17 protein-coding genes and 2 tRNA genes are annotated in these 20204 nt (G+C 70.4%); 8 read left to right on the top strand and 11 right to left on the bottom strand.

What is annotated here, in order from left to right:
- Nucleotides 1-138: 138 nt before the first annotated feature.
- The 3 genes from ACN28A_RS21795 to ACN28A_RS21785 form a co-directional block, all read right to left on the bottom strand.
- A complete protein-coding gene (locus tag ACN28A_RS21795) occupies nucleotides 139-339 on the bottom strand; it encodes a hypothetical protein (protein ID WP_421397471.1) in 201 nt (66 codons plus the stop codon).
- Nucleotides 336-473, bottom strand: coding sequence for a hypothetical protein (locus tag ACN28A_RS21790; RefSeq protein WP_421397469.1), 138 nt, complete (start codon nucleotides 471-473; stop codon nucleotides 336-338). Before ACN28A_RS21790 ends, ACN28A_RS21795 begins: the two co-directional genes overlap by 4 nt.
- A gap of 193 nt (nucleotides 474-666) precedes the next feature.
- Nucleotides 667-2037, bottom strand: coding sequence for an endo-1,4-beta-xylanase (locus ACN28A_RS21785; protein ID WP_421404561.1), 1371 nt, complete (start codon nucleotides 2035-2037; stop codon nucleotides 667-669).
- A gap of 1011 nt (nucleotides 2038-3048) precedes the next feature.
- Between ACN28A_RS21785 and ACN28A_RS21780 the strand changes: the two genes are divergently transcribed.
- Both ACN28A_RS21780 and ACN28A_RS21775 read left to right on the top strand, forming a co-directional pair.
- Entirely contained in the window at nucleotides 3049-3927 is an 879-nt protein-coding gene (locus tag ACN28A_RS21780) for a hypothetical protein (RefSeq protein WP_421397467.1), read from the top strand.
- A gap of 523 nt (nucleotides 3928-4450) precedes the next feature.
- Complete coding sequence (locus tag ACN28A_RS21775; RefSeq protein ID WP_421397465.1) at nucleotides 4451-5335, top strand: hypothetical protein; 885 nt, start codon at nucleotides 4451-4453, stop codon at nucleotides 5333-5335.
- A gap of 246 nt (nucleotides 5336-5581) precedes the next feature.
- Here the strand turns inward: ACN28A_RS21775 and ACN28A_RS21770 are convergent.
- Nucleotides 5582-5657: transfer RNA gene (locus tag ACN28A_RS21770), tRNA-Lys, on the bottom strand.
- Nucleotides 5658-5845: 188 nt separating this feature from the next.
- Here ACN28A_RS21770 and ACN28A_RS21765 point away from each other — a divergent pair.
- Together ACN28A_RS21765 and ACN28A_RS21760 are read left to right on the top strand one after the other, a co-directional pair.
- The gene (locus ACN28A_RS21765) at nucleotides 5846-7087 is read left to right on the top strand and encodes an Ig-like domain-containing protein (protein WP_421397463.1); all 1242 of its coding nucleotides are present in this window, start codon (nucleotides 5846-5848) and stop codon (nucleotides 7085-7087) included.
- Nucleotides 7088-7294: 207 nt separating this feature from the next.
- Complete coding sequence (locus ACN28A_RS21760; protein ID WP_421397461.1) at nucleotides 7295-8620, top strand: Ig-like domain-containing protein; 1326 nt, start codon at nucleotides 7295-7297, stop codon at nucleotides 8618-8620.
- Nucleotides 8621-8701: 81 nt separating this feature from the next.
- On the opposite strand, the gene ACN28A_RS21755 is transcribed toward ACN28A_RS21760, so the two are convergent.
- Both ACN28A_RS21755 and orn read right to left on the bottom strand, forming a co-directional pair.
- A tRNA-His gene (locus ACN28A_RS21755) sits at nucleotides 8702-8777 on the bottom strand.
- Nucleotides 8778-8946: 169 nt separating this feature from the next.
- On the bottom strand, nucleotides 8947-9543 hold the full coding sequence (orn, locus tag ACN28A_RS21750; protein ID WP_421404559.1) for an oligoribonuclease: 597 nt from the start codon (nucleotides 9541-9543) through the stop codon (nucleotides 8947-8949).
- 68 nt (nucleotides 9544-9611) lie between these two features.
- Between orn and ACN28A_RS21745 the strand changes: the two genes are divergently transcribed.
- Nucleotides 9612-10913 carry a glycosyltransferase family 87 protein gene (locus tag ACN28A_RS21745; protein ID WP_421397459.1) on the top strand — a complete coding sequence of 434 codons (1302 nt, stop codon included), beginning with the start codon at nucleotides 9612-9614 and terminating at the stop codon, nucleotides 10911-10913.
- A gap of 188 nt (nucleotides 10914-11101) precedes the next feature.
- On the opposite strand, the gene ACN28A_RS21740 is transcribed toward ACN28A_RS21745, so the two are convergent.
- From ACN28A_RS21740 to ACN28A_RS21730, 3 genes are all read right to left on the bottom strand, one after another.
- Nucleotides 11102-13015, bottom strand: a complete 1914-nt coding sequence (locus ACN28A_RS21740) for a hypothetical protein (protein ID WP_421397457.1) — start codon at nucleotides 13013-13015, stop codon at nucleotides 11102-11104.
- Between the two features lie 194 nt (nucleotides 13016-13209).
- On the bottom strand, nucleotides 13210-13953 hold the full coding sequence (locus tag ACN28A_RS21735) for a YcnI family protein (protein ID WP_421397455.1): 744 nt from the start codon (nucleotides 13951-13953) through the stop codon (nucleotides 13210-13212).
- A gap of 11 nt (nucleotides 13954-13964) precedes the next feature.
- The gene (locus ACN28A_RS21730) at nucleotides 13965-15860 is read right to left on the bottom strand and encodes a copper resistance CopC/CopD family protein (protein ID WP_421404557.1); all 1896 of its coding nucleotides are present in this window, start codon (nucleotides 15858-15860) and stop codon (nucleotides 13965-13967) included.
- Between the two features lie 345 nt (nucleotides 15861-16205).
- On the opposite strand from ACN28A_RS21730, the gene ACN28A_RS21725 reads away from it, so the two are divergent.
- From ACN28A_RS21725 to ACN28A_RS21715, 3 genes are read left to right on the top strand one after another with little or no spacing between them, the layout of a single operon-like run.
- Complete coding sequence (locus ACN28A_RS21725) at nucleotides 16206-16757, top strand: MauE/DoxX family redox-associated membrane protein (protein ID WP_421397453.1); 552 nt, start codon at nucleotides 16206-16208, stop codon at nucleotides 16755-16757.
- A complete protein-coding gene (locus tag ACN28A_RS21720) occupies nucleotides 16750-17469 on the top strand; it encodes a DsbA family protein (RefSeq protein WP_421397452.1) in 720 nt (239 codons plus the stop codon). The genes ACN28A_RS21725 and ACN28A_RS21720 overlap by 8 nt, the downstream gene beginning before the upstream one ends.
- A gap of 20 nt (nucleotides 17470-17489) precedes the next feature.
- Nucleotides 17490-18632: a hypothetical protein gene (locus tag ACN28A_RS21715; protein ID WP_421397451.1), complete on the top strand. Its 1143-nt coding sequence runs from the start codon at nucleotides 17490-17492 to the stop codon at nucleotides 18630-18632.
- A gap of 1 nt (nucleotide 18633) precedes the next feature.
- Here ACN28A_RS21715 and ACN28A_RS21710 read toward each other — a convergent pair whose 3' ends face one another.
- Nucleotides 18634-19434: an energy-coupling factor ABC transporter ATP-binding protein gene (locus tag ACN28A_RS21710; RefSeq protein ID WP_421397449.1), complete on the bottom strand. Its 801-nt coding sequence runs from the start codon at nucleotides 19432-19434 to the stop codon at nucleotides 18634-18636.
- A complete protein-coding gene (cbiQ, locus tag ACN28A_RS21705; protein WP_421397448.1) occupies nucleotides 19431-20201 on the bottom strand; it encodes a cobalt ECF transporter T component CbiQ in 771 nt (256 codons plus the stop codon). The genes ACN28A_RS21710 and cbiQ overlap by 4 nt, the downstream gene beginning before the upstream one ends.
- Between the last annotated feature and the right edge of the window lie 3 nt (nucleotides 20202-20204).

The following is a 20204-nucleotide window of genomic DNA, read 5'->3' as shown; positions in this document are numbered from 1 at the left end:
ACGGGCGGGCGCAGCTGAAGTTGCGGTGCCAGTCGGTACACGCCGTACGTCGCCTGCCGGGACGCTCCTGTCCGGGTCGGCGGACCGCGGGCCAGGGGATCCGGATGCCTGGGCTGGCTGGCCGGCCGGCCGGCCGGGTCACCCTCGTGGTGCCGCCTCCCCGGGGCGGGTCTGCTGGACGGCGTGGTGCAACGCGGTGACGAAGGCCGTGGTGGCCGGAGAATCCGGCGGGTCGCCGTAGGTGGCGAGATAGACGCGTCGGCGGAAGTCGGGCAGCGGGGTGGCTTCGATTCCGGGTGCCCGGTGCGTACGTGGCGTCAGGCCGGGCTCGGTGGTCACCTGCTGTCGGTTGCTGGCTCCTCCTTGTGCTTACGCAGGTCGGCGAGGAGCAAGTCGATGCTGTCGGCGAGGTCGGGATCCGGTTCATGGGCGGGCGCCCCGTGGCGAAGTGCGATCAGTCCGACCACGGTCAAGGTGGCATGTTCCGCGGCCAGCGTTTGCTCCTCCTCGTTGATCGCTGGTGCGCCGCCAGGGACTCGAACCCCGGAGCAGCGGATCAAAAGCCGGCGTCAGCGGTGCACGACTGTCCACGGAAAGCGGTCCTGTGAAGCCGAGCGGGACCGGTCCGAGCCGGACCGGTCCCGCTGTGGTGTGTCCTTCCGCAGATCAGGCCCTTGCCCAGCGTTGGTTGGGGTTGCTGTGGCAACTCCATACGATCACTGCGGTGCCGTTGGCGGTGTTGTTGCCGTTGACGTCCAGGCACAGTCCGGTCTGGGCGTTGCTGATCGTGCCGTTGCTGTTGAGGACCCACTGCTGGTTCGCACCGCCGGTGCAGTCCCAGATCTGCGCCCGGGTGCCGGCGGCAGCGTTGTTCGGCACGTCCAGGCACTTGCCCATAACCTGCAACGCTCGCCCGTTCTGGGTGAACTGCTGGTTGGCCGCACTGTGGCAGTCCCAGATGAGCATCTGGGCGCCGTTGGCCGAGCTGGCGCCGTTGACGTCCAGGCACCGGCCGGACGCCTCGTTGCGCAACCTGTTGCCGGTCGGGGGATTCGGGTTCGTGCCGCCGTTGAGGGCGTCGAGGACCGCCGTGTACGCGGCCTTCTTGTTGCCGGCGCAGTCGAACAGCAGGGCATTGTCGCTGCCGCGCCAGGAGTCGCAGTCCCGTACGCCCCAGACCGTGATGCCGGTGCAGCGCGAGATCGCCATGCAGGCCCGGGTCACCGTACGGTAGATGTTCGCCTGGTTGGAACCCTGCTGCACGTCCAACTCGGTGATCTGCACGTCGACCCCGAGGTCGGCGAAGCGTTGCAGGTTCGCCTGGTAGTCACCGGCGATCGTGGTGCCCAGGTGCGACTGGAACCCGACGCAGTCGATCGGCACCCCCCGGGCCTTGAAGTCACGCACCATGTTGTAGATGCCCGTCGACTTCGCGTTGATCCCGTCGGTGTTGTAGTCGTTGTAACACAGCTTGGCGTTCGGGTCCGCGGCGTCCGCGGCCCGGAACGCCGCCTCGATCCAGTCGTTCCCGGTCCGTTGCAGGTTCGAATCACGCCGACCACCGCTGCCGCCGTCGGCGAACGCCTCGTTCACCACGTCCCAGGAATGGATCTGGCCTCGGAAGTGGGTGGCCACCTGGGTGACATGGTTGATGGCGGCGTTGCGCAGGTCACTGCCGGAGAGGTTCTGCGCCCAGCCGGGCTGCTGGGCGTGCCACAACAGGGTGTGCCCGCGTACGGTCATGCCCTGCGCTCGGGCGTGGCTGACGATACGGTCGCCAGCGCTGTAGTTGAAGCCGCCCCGCTGCGGCTCGGTCGCGTCCCACTTCATCTCGTTCTCGGCGACCAGGCTGTTGAACTCACGGTTCAGCACCGACATGTACGTGCTGTCGGAGAACTTGTACGTACCGACCGCAGCGCCGAAGTAGCGGCCCTTCTCCGCCGCCGAGGCGCCCAGGGTGGTGGCCGCCTGGGCGGCGCCGGCGGGCACCAGCACCATGCCGGCGGCCAGCAACCCGGTCGCCAGCGTCGACAGCATCACCCCGGTCCGCCCTGGTCGCCGCGGAGAACCGCTCGAACGTAAGAGGTCTTTCATCTGCGTCAGCCCTTCCGGAGACGAACCGGGTACGGTGTGTGTTAGCGCTAACATCACTAGCCAGGAAGATGCCCGGCAAGCGGCGCAGGAGGCGGGGAAAGCGCTACACGTCGATGAATCTGAGGTTGCCACAAAGTTTCAAGACATTCAAGTAAATCGTTGCTGTGCGCCGGGGTGGCAGCTCGTCGGACCACCCCTGCCGTCCGCCGCGAGCCGTGCTCACCTCGGACGGACTCGGGATGGTCTCGACATTCCCGCCGTCTCCGGCGCCGCTCAGCTGCGGCGCCGTCGGTCCGCAACTGGCCATGGCCCGGATGCCACGCTGGTCCCGGTGGCGACGCCAACACCAAGCCGCGCCCGGACCTGCCGGTCTGGAAGCAGGTCCCTACGTTCCAGCGATCTCCGGCGACTGTGACCAGGGCACGCAGCGGGACCGGCCGCGACGACCAACAGCGGTAGAACGCCAGAACCGGGCTACCGGTACTAGGCAATTTCTGCCGACGCGAACCCGGGCAAACCGTTGGCAGGATCAGCTCTGTGAACATTTGGCGCTACGCATAGGAGGATCCGGATGCGAATGTCCCTCCGATCAAGAGCTGTCGCTGGTGTCGCGGCGGCGGTCGCCGTCGTCCTCGGGATCACGGCGACCCCGGCCAAATCGGCCTGGCCCGGCCCGGCCGGGCCGGGCCAGGCCGCGGAGGTTCCGGCGTCGCCGGCGGACTGTCTGTTACCCGCTGCCGACGTCTACAACGAGCATGAGGGGCCGACCGACTACGGACGCTGGCTCCAACCGACCGGTACGTTGCGGGGGATCGTGCTGTTCGTGCGGTTTCCTGAGGTGACTCCGCCCAGTGGCGAGCTGGCGCAGCGGACGAGCCTGTTGTCGGGGGCGCCGGCCTGGTTCAGCCAGTCCTCGTACGGCGGGATTACGCTTCAACTCACCTTCGACACGGTGTGGCGTCAGCTGCCGAATTCCAGACCACGTACAGCGGGTACAACGTGGACTTCAACGTCCAACGGGCGTACGTGCAGGACGCGGTGAACGCCGCGGACGCGGCGATCAACTTCAGCCAGTACGACCTCGTTTACGTGGTGGCCCCGAGTAATGCGTCGTCGCTACCCAACTCGCCGTCGTTCATCGCGAGCGTGGGTTGGGGTGCGTGGGCCGACGGCGTCGAACTGCGCCACGGAGCCACGTTCGGCCAGGACCTGTCCCACTGGGGCTACAAGGTCCTCAACCACGAGACGGGGCACGTCTTCGGGCTGCCGGACCTCTATGCGTACGCCGCCGACCAGCACCAGGCGGCCGGCGGCTGGGACCTGATGGGGCTCATCTCCGGTCCCGCGCCCGATCTGCTCGCCTGGCACAAGTGGAAGCTCGGCTGGCTGGCCGACAACCAGATCGTCTGCCAGGACGGCTCGGGTAGCACGATCGCCACGCTGACGCCGCTGGGCGCGAGCGGCGGGACCAAGGCGCTGGTGGTCCGCACCGGCGAGCGCGACGCGGTCGTGGTCGAGAACCGGCAGGTCAGCCAGCTCGATGTGTCCTCTTCCTGCTTCCAACCGGGGGTGCTCGTCTACCGGGTGACCACGACGGTCGGCGGGGGCGGCATCCCGCCGGGCAGCAACACCCCCGTCCCGGGCGGCCCGCGACCGATCCGGGTCGCCGACAGGCTGCCCAACTCGACGGTCGCGGGCTGCGACGCCCGTGCGGCCGAACTCGCCAATGCCACCCTCACGGCCGTCAACCACGCCGTCACCGTCGCCGGCGTGACGGTCCGGGTGACCGCGCACTCCGGGTTCAACCGCAGCGTCCAGGTCACCGTCCCCTAACGGGGATAGCCGCTGGTCCGGCCCACCTGGGATGCCTTCCTGGGTGGGCCGGACGACGTGCCCTGGCCAGCCGCCGGGAGTCATACGCCGGGGGACGACGAGGCCGCAAACGAGCCAGAATTCGGCAGCGTGTCTATGCGCGCACCCCCGGCGGAAACTGTACACCGTCGTATCCGGTATCCGGCTGTTAGGCATTCCAGAACTCACTTGCAAACCCACCAGCGCCCTGTCCCGCGCATGGCGCTCTGCTGTCGAACCTAAATCGTGCCTGGCGCCACCCTGCTGCAATCCTGCTCGACCAAAGTGACGGCAGACGAGGCAGGAAGCGTCTATCAGACATCCGACAGCGCCGGCATCGAACATGGACAAATGCTGTCCAGCAGGCAAAACGCCGCCAGATGCCCGGAATGCCGGAAGTTAAGTAGCCGGATCCCTAGCACAACCCCATTGGCGCTCGCCATCCCATATCGTATGGTGATCGATCAGTTACGTTGAGCGCAACGGACTGGGTGGTGATTTGCGGATGTTGACCAACACCCACAGAGCAAACTGCGCCAACGCCCAAAGGCCGGGCTGCACATGCTCCGGTTGCGGGGGCTCCCAACACGGCTGGCAAGGATGGACGGCTCTCGCCGCCGGCCAGCCAGAGGGACGCGACGACCGGCGGCGCGAACTCAAGGACCAAGTAGAAGCCGACCAACGAACCGGACGACAGAAATTCAACGCCAACAACCGACAAATATACTTCGACCTCGCCCGTCTGGATATCGCCGATTATCTGTGGGCGTCCGACAGTCGACCGAAGCCCAACGGTCGACTGCCACGCGACGTCGAACCAACCTCGGTCTCATCCGACCTTGGCCAAGTCGACACCCTCGGCCGAACCGTCATGGAGGACACGTGGCCCGAGATTTCTCTCGGCGTAGACAGCCTCGTGCGGAATGAGTCTGACGCCAGGGAGGTCAAGAAGCGCTTGGCCGATCACACCTGGTGCAGTCTGCTGGTCGCCCTGATTCAATTGATCGAGAGGATCAACAAGGCCCTCGACCTACTCACTGATACCGCCAAGCAGTTCGTCAGGGATGCGTTGTCGCGGCGTTTCGATTCGGGGCTGCCGCGGTTGGTGACCGACGCCATCGTCCGCCTCGTCGTAGACAAAGTCTGGTCAGCCCTGGTGAGGCTGCTGGAAGCTCACTTCCCCCTCCTGGGAACAGACACCCTGCGCGCCCTCCGGATGCTGGCCATCTTTACCTGCCCCTCGGTCGATCACCACCCGGAGGTCTACAAGCACGCTGTCAGGCCGCTCGTGGGAGACGCGCACGGGATCATCACTGCCGAAATCAAGGAGCATGTCGTAACCCTCTTCACCGTGTGGTGGCGGCGGCGTGCTCCGGAAGCCCTTGCTTAACGCCGGGCACAGACCACACGTCCGGTTCGTCACTGCGCCAGCCAGCGCCACGCCATCCGACCCGTCGAGCGACTACGAGGCGAGACCAGTCAGCGGCGTGAGCGACACCTCCGTGAGGGCTGCGATGGTCCACCGAGGCCAGTTCGGTCCAACGGCTTCCGGGCACCCACCGAGCGACCATCCGCCGTCGCCGGACACGAAAAGACCCCGACCGGCACAGTAGTGCCAGGTCAGGGCCTTGATCGTTGGTGCGCCGCCAGGGACTCGAACCCCGAACCCGCGGATTAAGAGTCCGCTGCTCTGCCAGTTGAGCTAGCGGCGCTCGCTGACAACGGGTGAAACCTTAACACGCCCCCAGCAGGAGGTTCCAACCAGTTCCCCGCACGCTCGTGATCAGCATCTCCGCGCAGACAAACCGGGCATTACACCCATAAGTTTCGCCATCCGGGGTCAAAAGCGTGGCCCCGATAGTGCACGATGTCTTCCGGGATCGAGTGGACCGAGGTGGGGATGGGCAGGAGCACACGCAACTGGGCGATGGTCGTCGCTCTGGCGGTCGTCACGCCGCTGGGTGCGGCGGCGTGTGGCGACGACGGAGCCAAGAAGCCGCAGTTCGTCAGCGGCAACGGCGGTTCAGGGGCGGAAGCGGGCGCCACCCCGACCCCACCCGCCGAGCCGTTCGAGTTCGCGGTGACACCGGCCAACGGCGCCAAGAAGCAGCCGGTGAGCGTGGAGATCGGCACCAGCGTCAAGGGCGGGAAGGTCAGCAACGTCAACCTGACCCTCGCCGGAGGCAGCGCGGTCCGCGGCGAGATGCGGGCGGACGGCTCCTCCTGGGTGCCGGCGGCCCCACTGAAGTACGGAAAGACCTACACCGCCCAGGTCACCGCGACCACCGAGGCCGGCCAGACCGAGACCAGGACCACCTCGTTCACCACCATGGCCAAGCCGAAGTCGGTGATCGGCTCCGGCCTCTACCTCTTCGACGACAAGACCTACGGCGTGGCCATGCCGGTGGTGGTGGAGTTCTCCCCGGGGATCGCCAAGAGGGACCGGGCCAAGGTGCAGCAGCGGATGTTCGTCGACTCCGACCCGCCGCAGCCCGGCGCCTGGCACTGGGTCTCCAACGGCACCCAGGCGTACTACCGCGCCCCGGAGTACTGGCAGCCCGGGACGACGCTGCGGGTCCGGATCGGGCTGGAGGGCATCCCGCTGAGCAACGGCCGGTACGGCAACGTCGACCGCAAGGCGACCGCCAAGATCGGCAGCAGGTTCGAGATGAAGGTCGACAACAAGACCAAGAAGATGACCGTCCTGGAGAACGGCAACGTGGTCCGGACCATCCCGGTGAGCCTCGGCAAGAAGAGCACCCCCTCCTCCAGCGGAACCATGGTGGTGATGGAGAAGAAGGAGTCCACGGTCTTCGACACCCGCGACGACCCGGACCCGGCCAACCGCTACGTCACCGACATCGACTTCGCCCAGCGCCTGACCTGGGGCGGTGAGTACATCCACGCCGCGCCGTGGTCGGTGGGCGACCAGGGGCGACGCAACGTCTCGCACGGCTGCGTCAACGTCTCCACCGCACACGCCCGCTGGCTGTTCGAGAAGACCAAGACCGGCGACCCGGTGACGATCACCGGCACCGAGCGCAAGCTCGCCTCCGGCAACGGCTGGACCGCCTGGAACCTGCCCTGGAAGGAGTACGTCAAGGGCAGCGCCCTGCCGGTTCCGGCCGACCTGGGCACCTGACGGGTCAACCGGCCGATGGGTCGACCGACCGAGCGAATCGAGGATGATCGCCGACGCATTTGCCACTTAACCGGCTAAACCGACCTCATCGTTTTCGTGTTCTACGGCACGCGGGGAAACGAAAACTTGCTCACGGACGTCATTGGGAGAGGATGACCGTGGGGACCGAGTGGGTACAGCTGTGGGAACCAGCAGTGTGAGGGGATCATGCGACCAGGCCGAGACCAGTTGATCCGTCCCGCCTCCGACCGGGGTGGAACGGCGCGACGACGACCCGCGCCGTTCCGCGCTCTCGCCTCGGTCCTGCTCGCCGGGGCCCTGGCGGTCACCGCGACCGCCTGCACCGACGACGGCGGCAAGGGCTCCGGGCCGTCCTTCCAGGGCGGCAGCGAGGCCGAGCAGAAGCCGAAGGCGTCCGCGACGATCACCACACCGGCGGCGGACGCCAAGGACGTGCCCGCCGCCACGGAGATCGCCTTCAGCAGCAAGGACGCCGTCGAGACCACCGTCGAGGTCAAGAACGCGGCCGGCGAGGCCGTCAAGGGCGCGCTGACCGCCGCCGGGACGTGGCTGCCGGAGAAGGCGCTCGACTACGGTACGACGTACACGGCGACCGTGACCGCGACCGGCGACGACGGCAAGCCGGCGACGACGACCAACACCTTCACCACCATGGCCAAGCCCGACAAGCAGATCCGGGTGACCAGCTTCCTCGGTGACGGCCAGACGGTCGGGGTCGGCATGCCGCTGATCGTCAAGTTCGGCCGGGCGGTCCCGGAGGACTACCGGGACGACGTGCAGCGCCGGATGACCGTCCGGGCCACCCCGGCCCAGGAGGGGATCTGGCACTGGGTCAGCCCGACCGAGGTGCGCTACCGACCCAAGACGTTCTGGAAGGCGAACAGCAAGATCTTCTACAAGATCCAGGCCGGTGGGCTGCCGATGGGCGACGGCTGGTACGGCCGGGCCGACCTGACGGTCGACATCAGGACCGGACCGGCGGTAATGATGACCGTCGACAACAGGACCAAGAAGATGACGGTCAAGCGGGACGGCAAGGTCGTCAAGACCATCCCGGTGAGCCTCGGCAAGAAGAGCACCCCCTCCTCCAGCGGCACGATGGTGGTCATCGAGAAGCTGAAGGAGACCGTCTTCGACACCCGCGACGACCCGAACCCGGCCAACCGCTACGTCACCGACATCGAGTACGCCCAGCGGCTCACCTGGGGCGGCGAGTTCATCCACGCCGCACCCTGGTCCGTCGCCAGCCAGGGTCGGACGAACGTGTCGCACGGCTGCGTCAACATGTCCACCGCCAACGCGGCCTGGCTGTTCAACCAGACCCGGGTCGGCGACCCGATCGTGGTCAAGGGCACCGAACGCAAGCTCCAGAACGGCAACGGCTGGACCGACTGGAACATGAGCTGGGACCAGTACGTCAAGGGCAGCGCGATCCCGGTCGGCGAGACGGCGACCCCGCCGGGCACCGACCCGCCGGGCACCGGGCCGAGCGCGGGCACCGTCACCGGCTGACCCGGCTCCGAACCCACCCCCGAAACGATCGAGACCCCCTCGCAAGAGGGGGTCTCGCCTGCGGATCTGTCGATCCGATCGTGGGGTGACTGATGGGATTTGAACCCACGACACCCGGGACCACAACCCGGTGCTCTGCCAACTGAGCTACAGCCACCATGTTCAGTTTGATCAGGAACATCAGCCGACACCGGATCAGCGGATCCGGCGGGGCGACGACCAATGATAGCCATATCCCTCCGCCCGCCGTCGACCGGGTTACACCCCCCGAACCCCAACCCGAACCCGAGACCGGCAGCCGGTCCGCCCGAGGGACGAGCCGGCCGTCAGAGTTCGGCGGCGATCGCCTTCGCGGTGTCGACGTCCGGGCCGGGCAGCGGCACGAAGATCGTCCGCCGGTAGTACTCCAGCTCCCGGATGCTCTCCCGGACGTCCGCCAGGGCCCGGTGCGCCAGCCCCTTCGCCGGCTGCCCGAAGTAGACCCGGGGATACCACCTCCGGCACAGCTCCTTGATCGACGACACGTCGATCATGCGGTAGTGCAGGTGGGCGTCGAGTCGCGGCATGTCCCGGGCCAGGAAACCCCGGTCGGTGGCGATCGAGTTGCCGCAGAGCGGTGCCGTACGCGGGTCCTTGACCAGTGAGGTGACGTACTCCATCACCATCTCCTCGGCCTCGTGCAGGCTCACCGCCGAGCGGCGTACCTCCTCGGTCAGGCCGGAGCGCTCGTGCATCGCCCGCACGATCTCGGGCATCCCGGCCAGCGCCGGCTCGTCGGCGTGGATCACCACGTCCACACCCTCGCCGAGCACGTTGAGGTCACGGTCGGTGACCAGCGCCGCGACCTCGATCAAGGCATCCTTGCCGAGGTCGAGTCCGGTCATCTCACAGTCGACCCAGACGAGAAGATCAGCCACGACGATCAGACTACGCGCAGCCCCGGGACCCGCGCCTCAACGCTGTGGACAGAACGGCCCGCTAGGGTTTTCCCGTGCCAGCCGATCCTGCCGCACCATCCGCCACCGACGAGGACGACCCCGGCGGCCGCACCGCACGCCAGATCATCGTCGTGGTGCTGGTCACCGCCGCGGTTCCGCTGCTCTACCTGCTCAGCACCCCGCACAACTTCTACGATCTCAAGATCTACATGAGCGCGATGCGCTGGTGGGCGGACGGGAACCCGCTGTACGACTACGCGCAGGCGGACGATCTGCAGGGCCAGCTGTTCTTCACCTACCCGCCGTTCACCGCCCTGCTGCTGCGCCCGTTCGCCGAGCTGCGGATCGGGGTCACGGTCGTCGTCTTCACCGCGCTGACCGTGCTGGCCCTGCTGGTGACCACCTGGTGGCTCGTCGCCTCGGTCGCCGACCGGCACGGGGTGTCCCGGTGGTTCGCCGCCGGACTCGCCGTGCCACTCGTCTTCGCCGTGGAGAGCACCCGGGAGACGATCATCTTCGGCCAGATCAACATGCTGCTGGTGGTGCTGGTCCTGGCCGACCTGCTGCTCGCCGTACCCCGGAACTCCCGCTGGGCCGGCGTCGGGATCGGCCTGGCGACGGCGCTCAAGCTCTATCCGGGGATCTTCATCGTCTACCTGCTGGTCACCCGGCGGTGGCGGGCGGCGCTGGTCTCCAGTGCGGCGGCGGCCGGCGCCACGCTGCTGGCGGCGGCGATCGCCCCGACCGAATCCTGGCGGTTCTGGACCCACGAACTGTGGCTGACCGACCGGGTGGGTCGGCCCGACTACACCGGTAACCAGTCGCTTTTCGGGCTGCTCAGCCGGTTCACCACCCCGGGCGAGCCGAACCAGGTCCTCTGGCTGGTGCTGGTGGTCGCCGCCGGGGCGTACGGGCTGTGGCGGGCGGTGCAGGCTGCCCGGGCCGGTGACGAGATCGCCGGCCTGGCCCTCACCGGCCTGGTCGCCGTCCTTGTGAGTCCGATCACCTGGACCCATCACGCGTACTGGTTCTTCCCGGCCGTGGTGGTGCTCGTCGACGCCGGGCTGCGGCCCCCTGACCCGGCCACCGGCCCGGCCGGGCGCCGCCGCCGGGTCGCGCTGCTGGTGCTCGCCGCGCTGGTCACCGCCGCGATGGTGTACGGCGTGGTCTCCTACTACGACTGGGGGCGGGACTACGAACGCACCGACGCCCCCGGCGAGTTCCTGCTGCGCAACCTCTACGTGCTCTTCGCGTTGCTCCTGCTTGTCGCCCTACCGATCCGGCGGGACCCGGCGGGACCTCCGGCGGAGGCGGCCCCCGAGGCCGCGAAACATGAACCGAGCAGCCGGCAGTAGGAGAAGTTGCACCAAATGGACAGATCTATCTAGTACGCCTGGATGCGGTTAATCTAGGGACAACATATGAAACGTCCCTTCGGTACACCGATCCCCCGGTGAAGGTGGCCCCCCGTGTCGGCAGCGCGGGGGGCCACCTGCTTCAGCACCTACCGTCCGCCCCCGATCGGGCCGGGTCGAGTGGATCGTCAGCGGGGCGTCGGGTTCGGGCTGGACTGCCTGATGGCCGCGCCCCGGCTCACCGACTCGTCCGTCCCGGCCGCGCCCTGCCGGTACCCGGGTCCGGTGTTGCCGCCGCGTCGCCCCAGCGCCAAGTCCATCGCTGCCGACCTGGTCATCGGCTCGTACCCCTTCGGCCGGTTCAGGCCGCTACCCGCCGTACCCGGCTGTCCGGCCTCGAACGCGGCTACCCGTGGGGTCGCCGGACGTAACGGGATCTGCCCCGCCCCGCTCGATCTCGTCTGGTTTTCGGTGCTCGGCTCCGCCAGGGAGTCCACCGGAGGCGCGGGCAACTCCTGCGGCGCACCGGCCGGTCGTGCGTCGGCGGTGGCCGCCGGAACGGGTACGGGTCTGGGCGGCGCCGGCATCGGCGGAGCCGGGACCGGCAGCGGCGGTGTCGGCGAGGGTGCCGGCACCGGGGCGGGCGGCGGTGCGGGTACCGGCGCGGGTGCGGGAGCAGGGGCGGGCGCGCGGGCCGAACCGGCCGGTGCCACCGCGCCCGGCGACTGGGCGGGACCGGCCGGGGCGGCGGTGGTGGCTTCGGCAGCAGGCGTCGTCCCGGCGCCGGACCAGCCACTGACGGCCGGATTTATCGGTGGCCAGACCAGGCGCCCCGCCGGTCCGGCCGATCCCGCCTGTCGGGCACCGCCGCTCTCCGGAGCCGCCCCAACCTGCGGAGCAGACACGACCTCCGCAGCCGCCCCAACCTGCGGAGCAGACACGACCTCCGGAGTCGACACGACCTGCGGAGCAGACAGGTCCGGCGGAGTCAGCACGTCCGCAAGCGTCGCCGGCCGGCCCGACGCCATCGGTCGGCTCGACGGAACCACCCTGGTCCGCACCGCCCCCGACGACGACGCGTGCCGACCCTCCAGGACTCCGATCCGAGGCTCCCGGTCCTCGCCCCGGAGCTCCCGGTCCTCAGCCGGGCCGGGCTGCGCTCCGTGCCGCGGCCGCCGGTCACCCGCCTGGGCCGGGACGGTTCCGGCCCGTTCCGGCGGGCTTCCGGGCTGAGCCGGCATCTCGACCCTCCCTCGTCCCCTGCTGCCGGGCAGGTCAGACTGCCCGCGACCGGCAGCGCGGTCAGGATGGTCAGGGTCGTCCGAGCGTCCGACCCCGTCGAGGCTGGCCACACCCAGCTTGGCGGCGAGCGCCGGGACCTGACTCGGCTCGACCACGAAGACCACCTCGCGGGGGCGGACCGGCCGGGCCAGCAGCAGTATTCCGAACAGCGCCAGCAGGCTGCCGAGGCCCAGTGAACTCCAGACGACCGGTTCGAGCCAGCCGACGCGTACCTCGGCACGCAGGTCGGCGGCGACGTTCGCTCCGGCGTCCGGGCGCATGACGACCAGGGCGAGCCGGGGTGCGCGTAGCTCGTCGGCACTCAGTTCCAGTGTGCCCAGGCCGCTGCGGATCCAGAGTGCCTGCCCACCGGGAGGTGCCGGCACCGCCGCCGGTCCACGCTCACCGGCCGGGCCGCGCCCATCGGACCGGCCGTGCTCGTCGACGATGCTCGTGCGTACCGGCAGGCTGCCCCGGGTCACGCTGACCCGGTCGATCCGGGCGTGCGGCGCCGCAGCGAGGTAGTTGGCGACCTCCGCCGCCGGCGCGAGGCCGAGAAACGCCGGCTCGGCGCCGATCCTGCCGACCACCCGCAACCCGGTCCGGCCGGCTGCCAGGAAGGGCGCGTCCCGGCGCAGCATGGTGGCCAGATCGGGTACGACGACGGCGCGCCCGCCGGTCTCGATCCGGTCCAGTTTGCCGGCGAAGGCGCCCGTGCCGCCGCGTTGCTCGGCAACCATCCACAGTGCACCACCGAGGAGCAGCACCGGCAGCCCGATCGTGAGCAGGAGTGTCCCGGCGATCAGCCGCACGAAGCGCATAGAGGTCTCTTTCTCTCCGGTTGCGACTACCCGCCGTCGGAGTCACGCACCGGCGGCGGGTCGCAGTACCCGCAGACCATACCGAGCGAAATCCCTTCAACACGGATTATTGACCAAAAACGCCGCTGGCCCGTCGGCAGCTCTGCCGACGGGCCAGCACGGGACACCGTTGTGGACGCGGAAGCGTCCGGAACTCAGGCGGTAGGCGGTGCGGCCTGCCGACGGGTACGCACGAACGCCAGACCGCCCAGCGCCAGACCGGCGAGGCCGGCGACCAGACCCGCGATCCCCAGCCCCAGCGCGGCCGAGTCGTCACCGTCCTCGTTCGACGACGACGTGGGCTGCTGTGCCACCGTCGGTCCGCTGGTCGCCGGTGCGCCGGCGCCGGCTGCCGGAAGCAGCTTCAGCACCGGGGCGGGGTCGTTCTCCGGTTCGCTGCCGTCCGCGGCCGGCGGCTCGATCCAGCGAGCCGTCTTGCCGTCCGAGTAGTGCTGGAGCACCCGGAACACCAGCCGGTCTGCCTCGGGCAGCGGTCCCATCGAAACCGGGAACTCCTGGAACTCGCCCGGCTTGATCCCGGCGTCCGCCGCCGCCGTCCAGGTGATCTTCGAGACCACCTCGCCGACCTGGCTGCCGTGTACCTCCACCGGCGGGTCCACCTTGCGTTTCTCGACTGCCGCCGTCCAGCCGGGCACCGGCATGGTGGAGACCGAGGCGAGCGGCGCGTCGTCGGGGAAGGTGACCTCCAGTTTGACGGTCGACGCGGTGTCGCTCTCGGTCGGCACCCGGAACGCCACGCGACCGTAACCGCCCTGGTTCGCCTCCCTCGGGTTCACCGTGACGTGCGCGGAGGCAGACGAGGCCAGCCCGAACACGCCGACCACGGCGGCTCCGAGGACGAGGGCGGCGGCACGCGCGGCCCGACGGTGACGGATCATGTTGTACCTCTCTAGTTGACGGGCACGGTGCTGGTCACCGTGGCCTGGTCGATATCGGATATCCGGACCGTGAAGCTGAGCTGCCAGCTCCCGGCACGCGGCAGGCTGATCTCGCCGGTGGCGTGGTTGTCGGTGAGCGGCAGCAGGGGAATCTCGATCGGCTCGATGCCCTGGTCCGGCAACGCCGCCGTGGCCCGCCACTCGACCACGGGCAGCGGCTTGTTGTCCGGGGTGTACGCGTACAGGTGGACCGAGTTGCTTCCGGTCCTGGCCGGGTCCACCTCGACCTGCAACGAGTAGACCGGACTGGTGAGCGTGGTGGTGTAGTACCCGGGACCGCCCGCGTCGCCGTACTCGCCCGCGGTCCGGGCCGGCGGGGTCTGCACCAGTACCGCGGAGAGGGCCAGCACGACCGCCGTGATGGCGAGTTCCACCCAGATCGCCCGGCGCAGCCGCCCGGCCGAGGCGACCGGGCCGGGCGGTTCGGTCGCGACCAACTCCTGGTGCCCGCCTCCTTCCCGGCCTGCCCGTACACCCAGGTCGGTCCCATCCGCGTCGTCCGCGTCGTCCACGCCGTCCGCGTCGTCCACGCCGTCCGCGTCGTCGACCTCGCCCGCGCCGTCGACCTCGCCGAGGACGCCCGCGTCATCCGCGTCGTCGGCGTTCACGTCGTCGGCGTCGTCCACATCGTCCGGGGCGCCCGCGAGGAGGCGGCGTCGGACCAGTTGCCGGGAGTAGGCGGCCACCGCGATCACCACCGCGAAGAGCACCGTCTTGGCGATGATCAGCCGGCCGTAGGTGGTCGAGACCAGCGCCGACAGCGTGGCCACCTCGATCAGGGCCTGGACGATCCCGGCGAGCAGCAGCGCGGAGACGGCGACGGTTGCCCAACGGGACCAGACCGGCAGGATCGCGTCGAGTTCCCGGTCGTTCGCGCGGCGCAGCAGGAACCCGCCGAGCATCACCAGTCCACCGAGCCACACCGCCATGCCGGCCAGGTGGACGGCGTCGACCACGACCGAGACCGCCGGCACCGGTGAGGCCGCCGCGTGCCCCGCGATCGGCCAGGTGCCCAGCCCGGCCACCCCGAGCACGGTCAGCAGGATCTGGTCGCTTCGTCCGGCCCGGCCGGTGACCACGGGGCGGAGCAGGATCGCCGCTGCCGCCAGGATGCCGAGCCGGACCAGATGGGCCGCGCCGAAGGTACTGCCGAGGACGTCGCCGAGGGCGCTGCCGTCGACCTCGAACGGCCCGCCGCCGGTGGTGTACGGCACCTGGAGCCAGAGGCCGCCGAGGGTGGCGAAGGCCACCAGCCCGATCCCGACCCAGATCAGCCTGGCCGGGCCGCTCCGGTCGAGTCGCCGGGGCCAGAGCAGACTGAGCACCATCACCGGGCCGACCACCAGGAGCAGACCGGCGTAGCCGACGTACTTGAAGACCCGTACCGCAGCGCCGACCGCCGGGTGCACCTCGTCGGCACCGCTGTCCGACGGCGGTGTCGAGGGGGCACCGACGGAATAGGTGTACGCCCCGGTCACCGGATGGTTGTCCGCCGAGATCACCCGGTAGCTGACCAGGTAGGTGCCCTGGGCGCCGGACGTCTCCACCGGGATGGTGATCACCGCACCGTTGAACGTCGGGTCGCCCCGGTCCACCCGGTTGCCGTCCGGACCGAGGACGCGGATCTTGTCCGGCACCTCGCGGACGCTCTCGCTGAAGGTCAGCACCACCTCGGCGGGCGAGTTCGGCAGCACCACGTCGGCAGCCGGGCTGCTGCTGACAAGTATCGCGTGCGCGCTGGCCGGGGCGGCCGGGCCGAGCAGCAGGGCGAGGGCGGCCAGCAGCAGGCCGACACCGGCACCGGCGCGGGCCAGCCATCGACGATTCGCAGCAATCATGCCCGATATCGTGGCCGACCGTCCCGACCGCGCGCGACCTCGGGTCACGCCTCGTCCGCCTCGGTCACACCGACCCGCGGCGGACCGTCGGCTGCTCGACGCACGAGTCCGGCCCAGTGAGCTGTCACGGATCGATAGTCGGCGGCGTCGCGGGAAAAGTTCCCGACCTGTCGTCGGTGTTGCCGCCACCACCGACCCCGATCAGTCGACGACCGGTAGTTCTGACCGGTAATGCCCACCAGAGCCCGTGATGCCCCATACGGTGGGTGAGCATGATCCCAGCGGTACGGCGCCGGATGACCGACGCCACACCCGAGCCGGAAACCCTTTCGCCGACCAAGACGACTAATGACTGTGACTGAGCGGACCACAGCAAGCACCCCGGCGCCGGGTCGCGGCCGTTGGCTGGTCGCCCGCCCGTGGCTCGGCCTCGCCGCCCGGCTGGGACTGGCTGCCGTCTGGCTGGCCGCCGGGGCCTCCAAGGTCGGTGACCTGGCCGCCTCCGGCCGGGCGGTGAACGCGTACAAGATCTTCCCGTACGACCTGGCGGTGGTGATCGGTGCCGCGCTGCCGTTCGTGGAACTGGCGCTGGGGCTGATCCTGCTGGTCGGGCTCGCCACCCGGCTCGCTGCCGGGATCTCCGCGACACTGCTGGTGATCTTCATCGCCGGGATCGTCTCGGCCTGGACCCGCGGCCTCTCCATCGACTGCGGCTGTTTCGGCAGCGGTGGCGACCTCGCCGCCGGCCAGGACCCGACGTACGGCACCGAACTGCTGCGCGACGTGGGCTTCCTGCTGCTCGCGGGCTTCCTCCTGGTCTGGCCACGCACCCGGATCTCGGTGGACGCGGCATTGGGTCGGGACACCCGCGAGGAGGAGAGCGAGGAGGAGGACGACGATGAGTGACCGCAACCGCAAGGGGCAGCGCCGGCCCGCCCGGGTGGTGCGCGAGCAGATGGCCCGGGAGCGGCGCCGCAAGCGCACGCTCTGGACCTCGATCGGCGCGGTCGTCGTGCTGGTCATCGCCGGTCTGATCGGCTGGGGGGTCTCGGCCAGCCGGGATGCCGGCGACTTCACCCCGCCCGCCGGGGCCAATCCGGAGGGTACCGGCATCGTGATCGGCTCCGGGCCGGTCAACATCGACGTGTACGAGGACTTCATCTGCCCGATCTGCCGCACCTTCGAGCAGCAGGCCAGCGGCACCCTCGACCAGCTCGTCGCCGAGGGTAGGGCACGGGTCACCTACCACCCGGTGGCGTTCCTCAACCGCTTCTCCAGCACCGACTACTCGACCCGGTCGTCCGCCGCCTCCGGCTGCGCCGCCCAGAGCGGCAAGTTCCGGGAGTACGCAAGGGCGCTGTTCGACCGGCAGCCGCCGGAGGGCGGGGCCGGGCTCAGCGACGACCAGCTCGTCGAGATCGCCAGCAGCGTGGGGCTGGACGGGGCGAGTTTCCGCAACTGCGTCGAGGAGAATACCTTCGAGAAGTGGACCGAGCACGTGACCGACGAGGCGGCCCGGGCCGGAGTGACAGGTACGCCGACCGTGCTCGTCAACGGCAAGCAGGTGCAGGCCAGCGCCGAGGCGATCACCGCGGCGGTGGCGGCGGCCGGCGGGTGACCCGCCTGCCGTCGACCCGGGTGCTGACGACCCGCCTGCTGTCGGGTCTGCTGGTCGGGCTGGTCGGGGTGCTCGGCTCGGCTACGCCGGCCGCCGCACACGCCGCCGACGCCCCGGACGGCACCGACTACCGGACCGAGGTGACCGGGGTGGCCCCGGCCCTGCCCGGACTGCGGGTGCGCGTGCTGGAGGGCGGGGCCCGGCTCGAGTTGGAGAACCGGACGGGACGCACGGTCGAGGTGCTCGGCTACGCCGGGGAGCCGTACCTGGAGGTCCGCCCGGACGGGGTCTACGAGAACACCGCCTCCCCGGCGACGTACCTGAACCGGACCCTCGCCGGGGACACTCCGGTGCCGGCCGGGGCCGACCCGACCCGCCCGCCGTCCTGGCGACGGGTCGGCACCGAGCCGGTGGCCCGCTGGCACGACCGGCGCAGCCGCTGGCTGGAGGAGGCCCCGCCGCCGGTGGTCGCCGCCGATCCGGACCGGCCGCACCGGGTACGCGACTGGGTGGTGCCGCTGCGCGACGGACTGCGCGGGATGGAACTGCGCGGCACCCTGGACTGGCTGCCGCCGCCCGACCCGCTGCCCTGGTGGAGCGGCAGCCTGCTCGGTGCGCTGGTGATCGGGGCGCTGGGGGTGCTGCCCCGGAACTCCCGGCCGGGCCGCCGGGTCACCGCCGCGCTGGCCGTACTCGCGATCGTCGGCGGGCTGGCGGCGCTGGGCTTCGCGCTGGCCCGGGGCGCCGACGCCGGGCCCGGCGGGATGCTGCTCGGACTCGTCACGGGGCAGCTCTGGCCGACGGTCACCGGCGCCGCCGCACTCGCCGCCGGGGCGTACGCGCTGACCCGCCGGCCGGCCGGCGACTTCGCGCTGGCACTCGCCGGCACCTGCCTGGCGCTCTTCACCGGCGTCACCAACTCGGCCGTCTTCCTGCGTTCGGTGGTCCCGCTGCCCTGGCCGGCCGGCTGGGCCCGGCTCCTGGTGGCGGTGGTGATCGCGGTCGGCGGCGGCCTCGCCGCGGCCGGGATCCTCCGACTGCGCGCCACCGGCCGCGCCACCGGCACCGGTCCGGCCGGGCCGTCACACCGTGCGGCGGCCCGGCCGACCGGCGGCGCCGCGTCGCGACGGCCGGCCCGCCGCTGGTCTGTCAACCTGCGCTGACTCAGCCGTTGCCGGCGAGTTGGCGGGCGGCAACCGCCGGGTCGAAGCCGTACGGCAGTTCCAGCCGGTGCCGGGCCAGCAGGTCGGCGTCGGCGAGGATGTCGGCGGTCGCCCCGTCGGCGACGATCCGGCCGGTGTCGAGGACCACCGACCGGTCGCAGAGTTCCAGCGCGTACGGCAGGTCGTGGGTGACCATCAGCAGGGTCACCGGCAGCCGGCGCAGGATCCCGGCCAGTTCACGCCGGGCCGCCGGGTCGAGGTTCGAGGAGGGCTCGTCCAGGACCAGGATCTCGGGCCGCATCGCCAGCACCGTGGCGACCGCCACCCGGCGGCGCTGCCCGAAGGAGAGGTGCTGGGGCGCCCTGTCCCGGTGCTCGGCCATCCCGACCGCGGCCAGCGCCTCGGTCACCCGCTCGGCCAGCTCGGCGCCGCGCAGGCCGAGGTTCGCCGGCCCGAACGCCACGTCCTCGGCGACGGTGGGCAGGAAGAGCTGGTCGTCGGGGTCCTGGAAGACGATGCCGACCCGGCGGCGGATCTCGGCCAGGGTGGTCCGGTCCCGGTCCACGGTCAGCCCGCCGACGGTGACCGTGCCGGCGCCGCTGCCGAGGATCCCGTTGAGGTGCAGCACCAGTGTGGTCTTGCCGGCGCCGTTCGGGCCGAGTAGCGCGACCCGCTCGCCGGGTAGCACGGTCAGGTCGACGCCGCGCAGCGCGACCTGCCCGTCGGGATAGCTGAACTCGACGCCGCGCACGTCCAGGGACGGCGGGTCGGCGCCGGGAGCTGGTTCCACGTACCCGATCATCCCAGCACGACGGCGACGGCGGCGATGCCGGTGGCGGCGAGCGGCACCGTCGCCGCCACCAGCCAGTGCCGGGTGGTGGCCGCACCCGCGCCGAGCCAGGGCGCCGGCATCCGCCCCTGGTAGCCCCGGGAGACCATCGCCAGATAGACCCGCTCGCCCCGCTCGAAGGCCCGGAGGAAGAGCGCGCCCACCCCGGCGGCGAAGCCGCGCAGCTGCCACAGGAACCGGGGATCGTCGCCCCGGGAGATCCGGGCGACCCGCATCCGCCGCGCCTCGCCGACCATGACGTCCAGGTAGCGCAGCATGAAGGTGGCGATCTGGGTGAGGATCTGCGGGCAGCGCAGCCGGTCCAGCCCGATGATCAGGTCCCGCATGGTGGTGGTGCCGGCGAGCAGCAGCGAGGCGAGCACCCCGAGGGTGCCCTTGGCCAGGATGTTCCAACCGCCGTAGAGGCCGTCCACCGAGAGGTCCAGCCCGAGCCAGCTCACCCGTTCGCCGGTGCCGAGGAAGGGCAGCGCGAACGCGAACAGCACGAACGGCAGCTCGATCAGCGACCGGCTGGCCAGCCAGCGCAGCCCGACCCGGGCGATCGCCGCGACCAGCAGTACCAGCAGGAAGTAGCCGCCGAACGCCCAGAACGCCTCCCGGGGGGTGGCGACCACGGCGAGGGTGAAGACCACCATCGCCGCGATCTTGACCTCGGGCGGCAGCCGGTGCACCGCCGACGTCCGGTCCCGGTAGAGCACGTGCGCGTGCCCGGCTCCCATCTC

This window comes from Plantactinospora sp. WMMB782 (genome assembly GCF_049179135.1).
In the GTDB taxonomy this organism is placed as follows: Bacteria; Actinomycetota; Actinomycetes; order Mycobacteriales; family Micromonosporaceae; genus Plantactinospora.
This window is presented reverse-complemented; position numbering and strand designations above follow the sequence as displayed.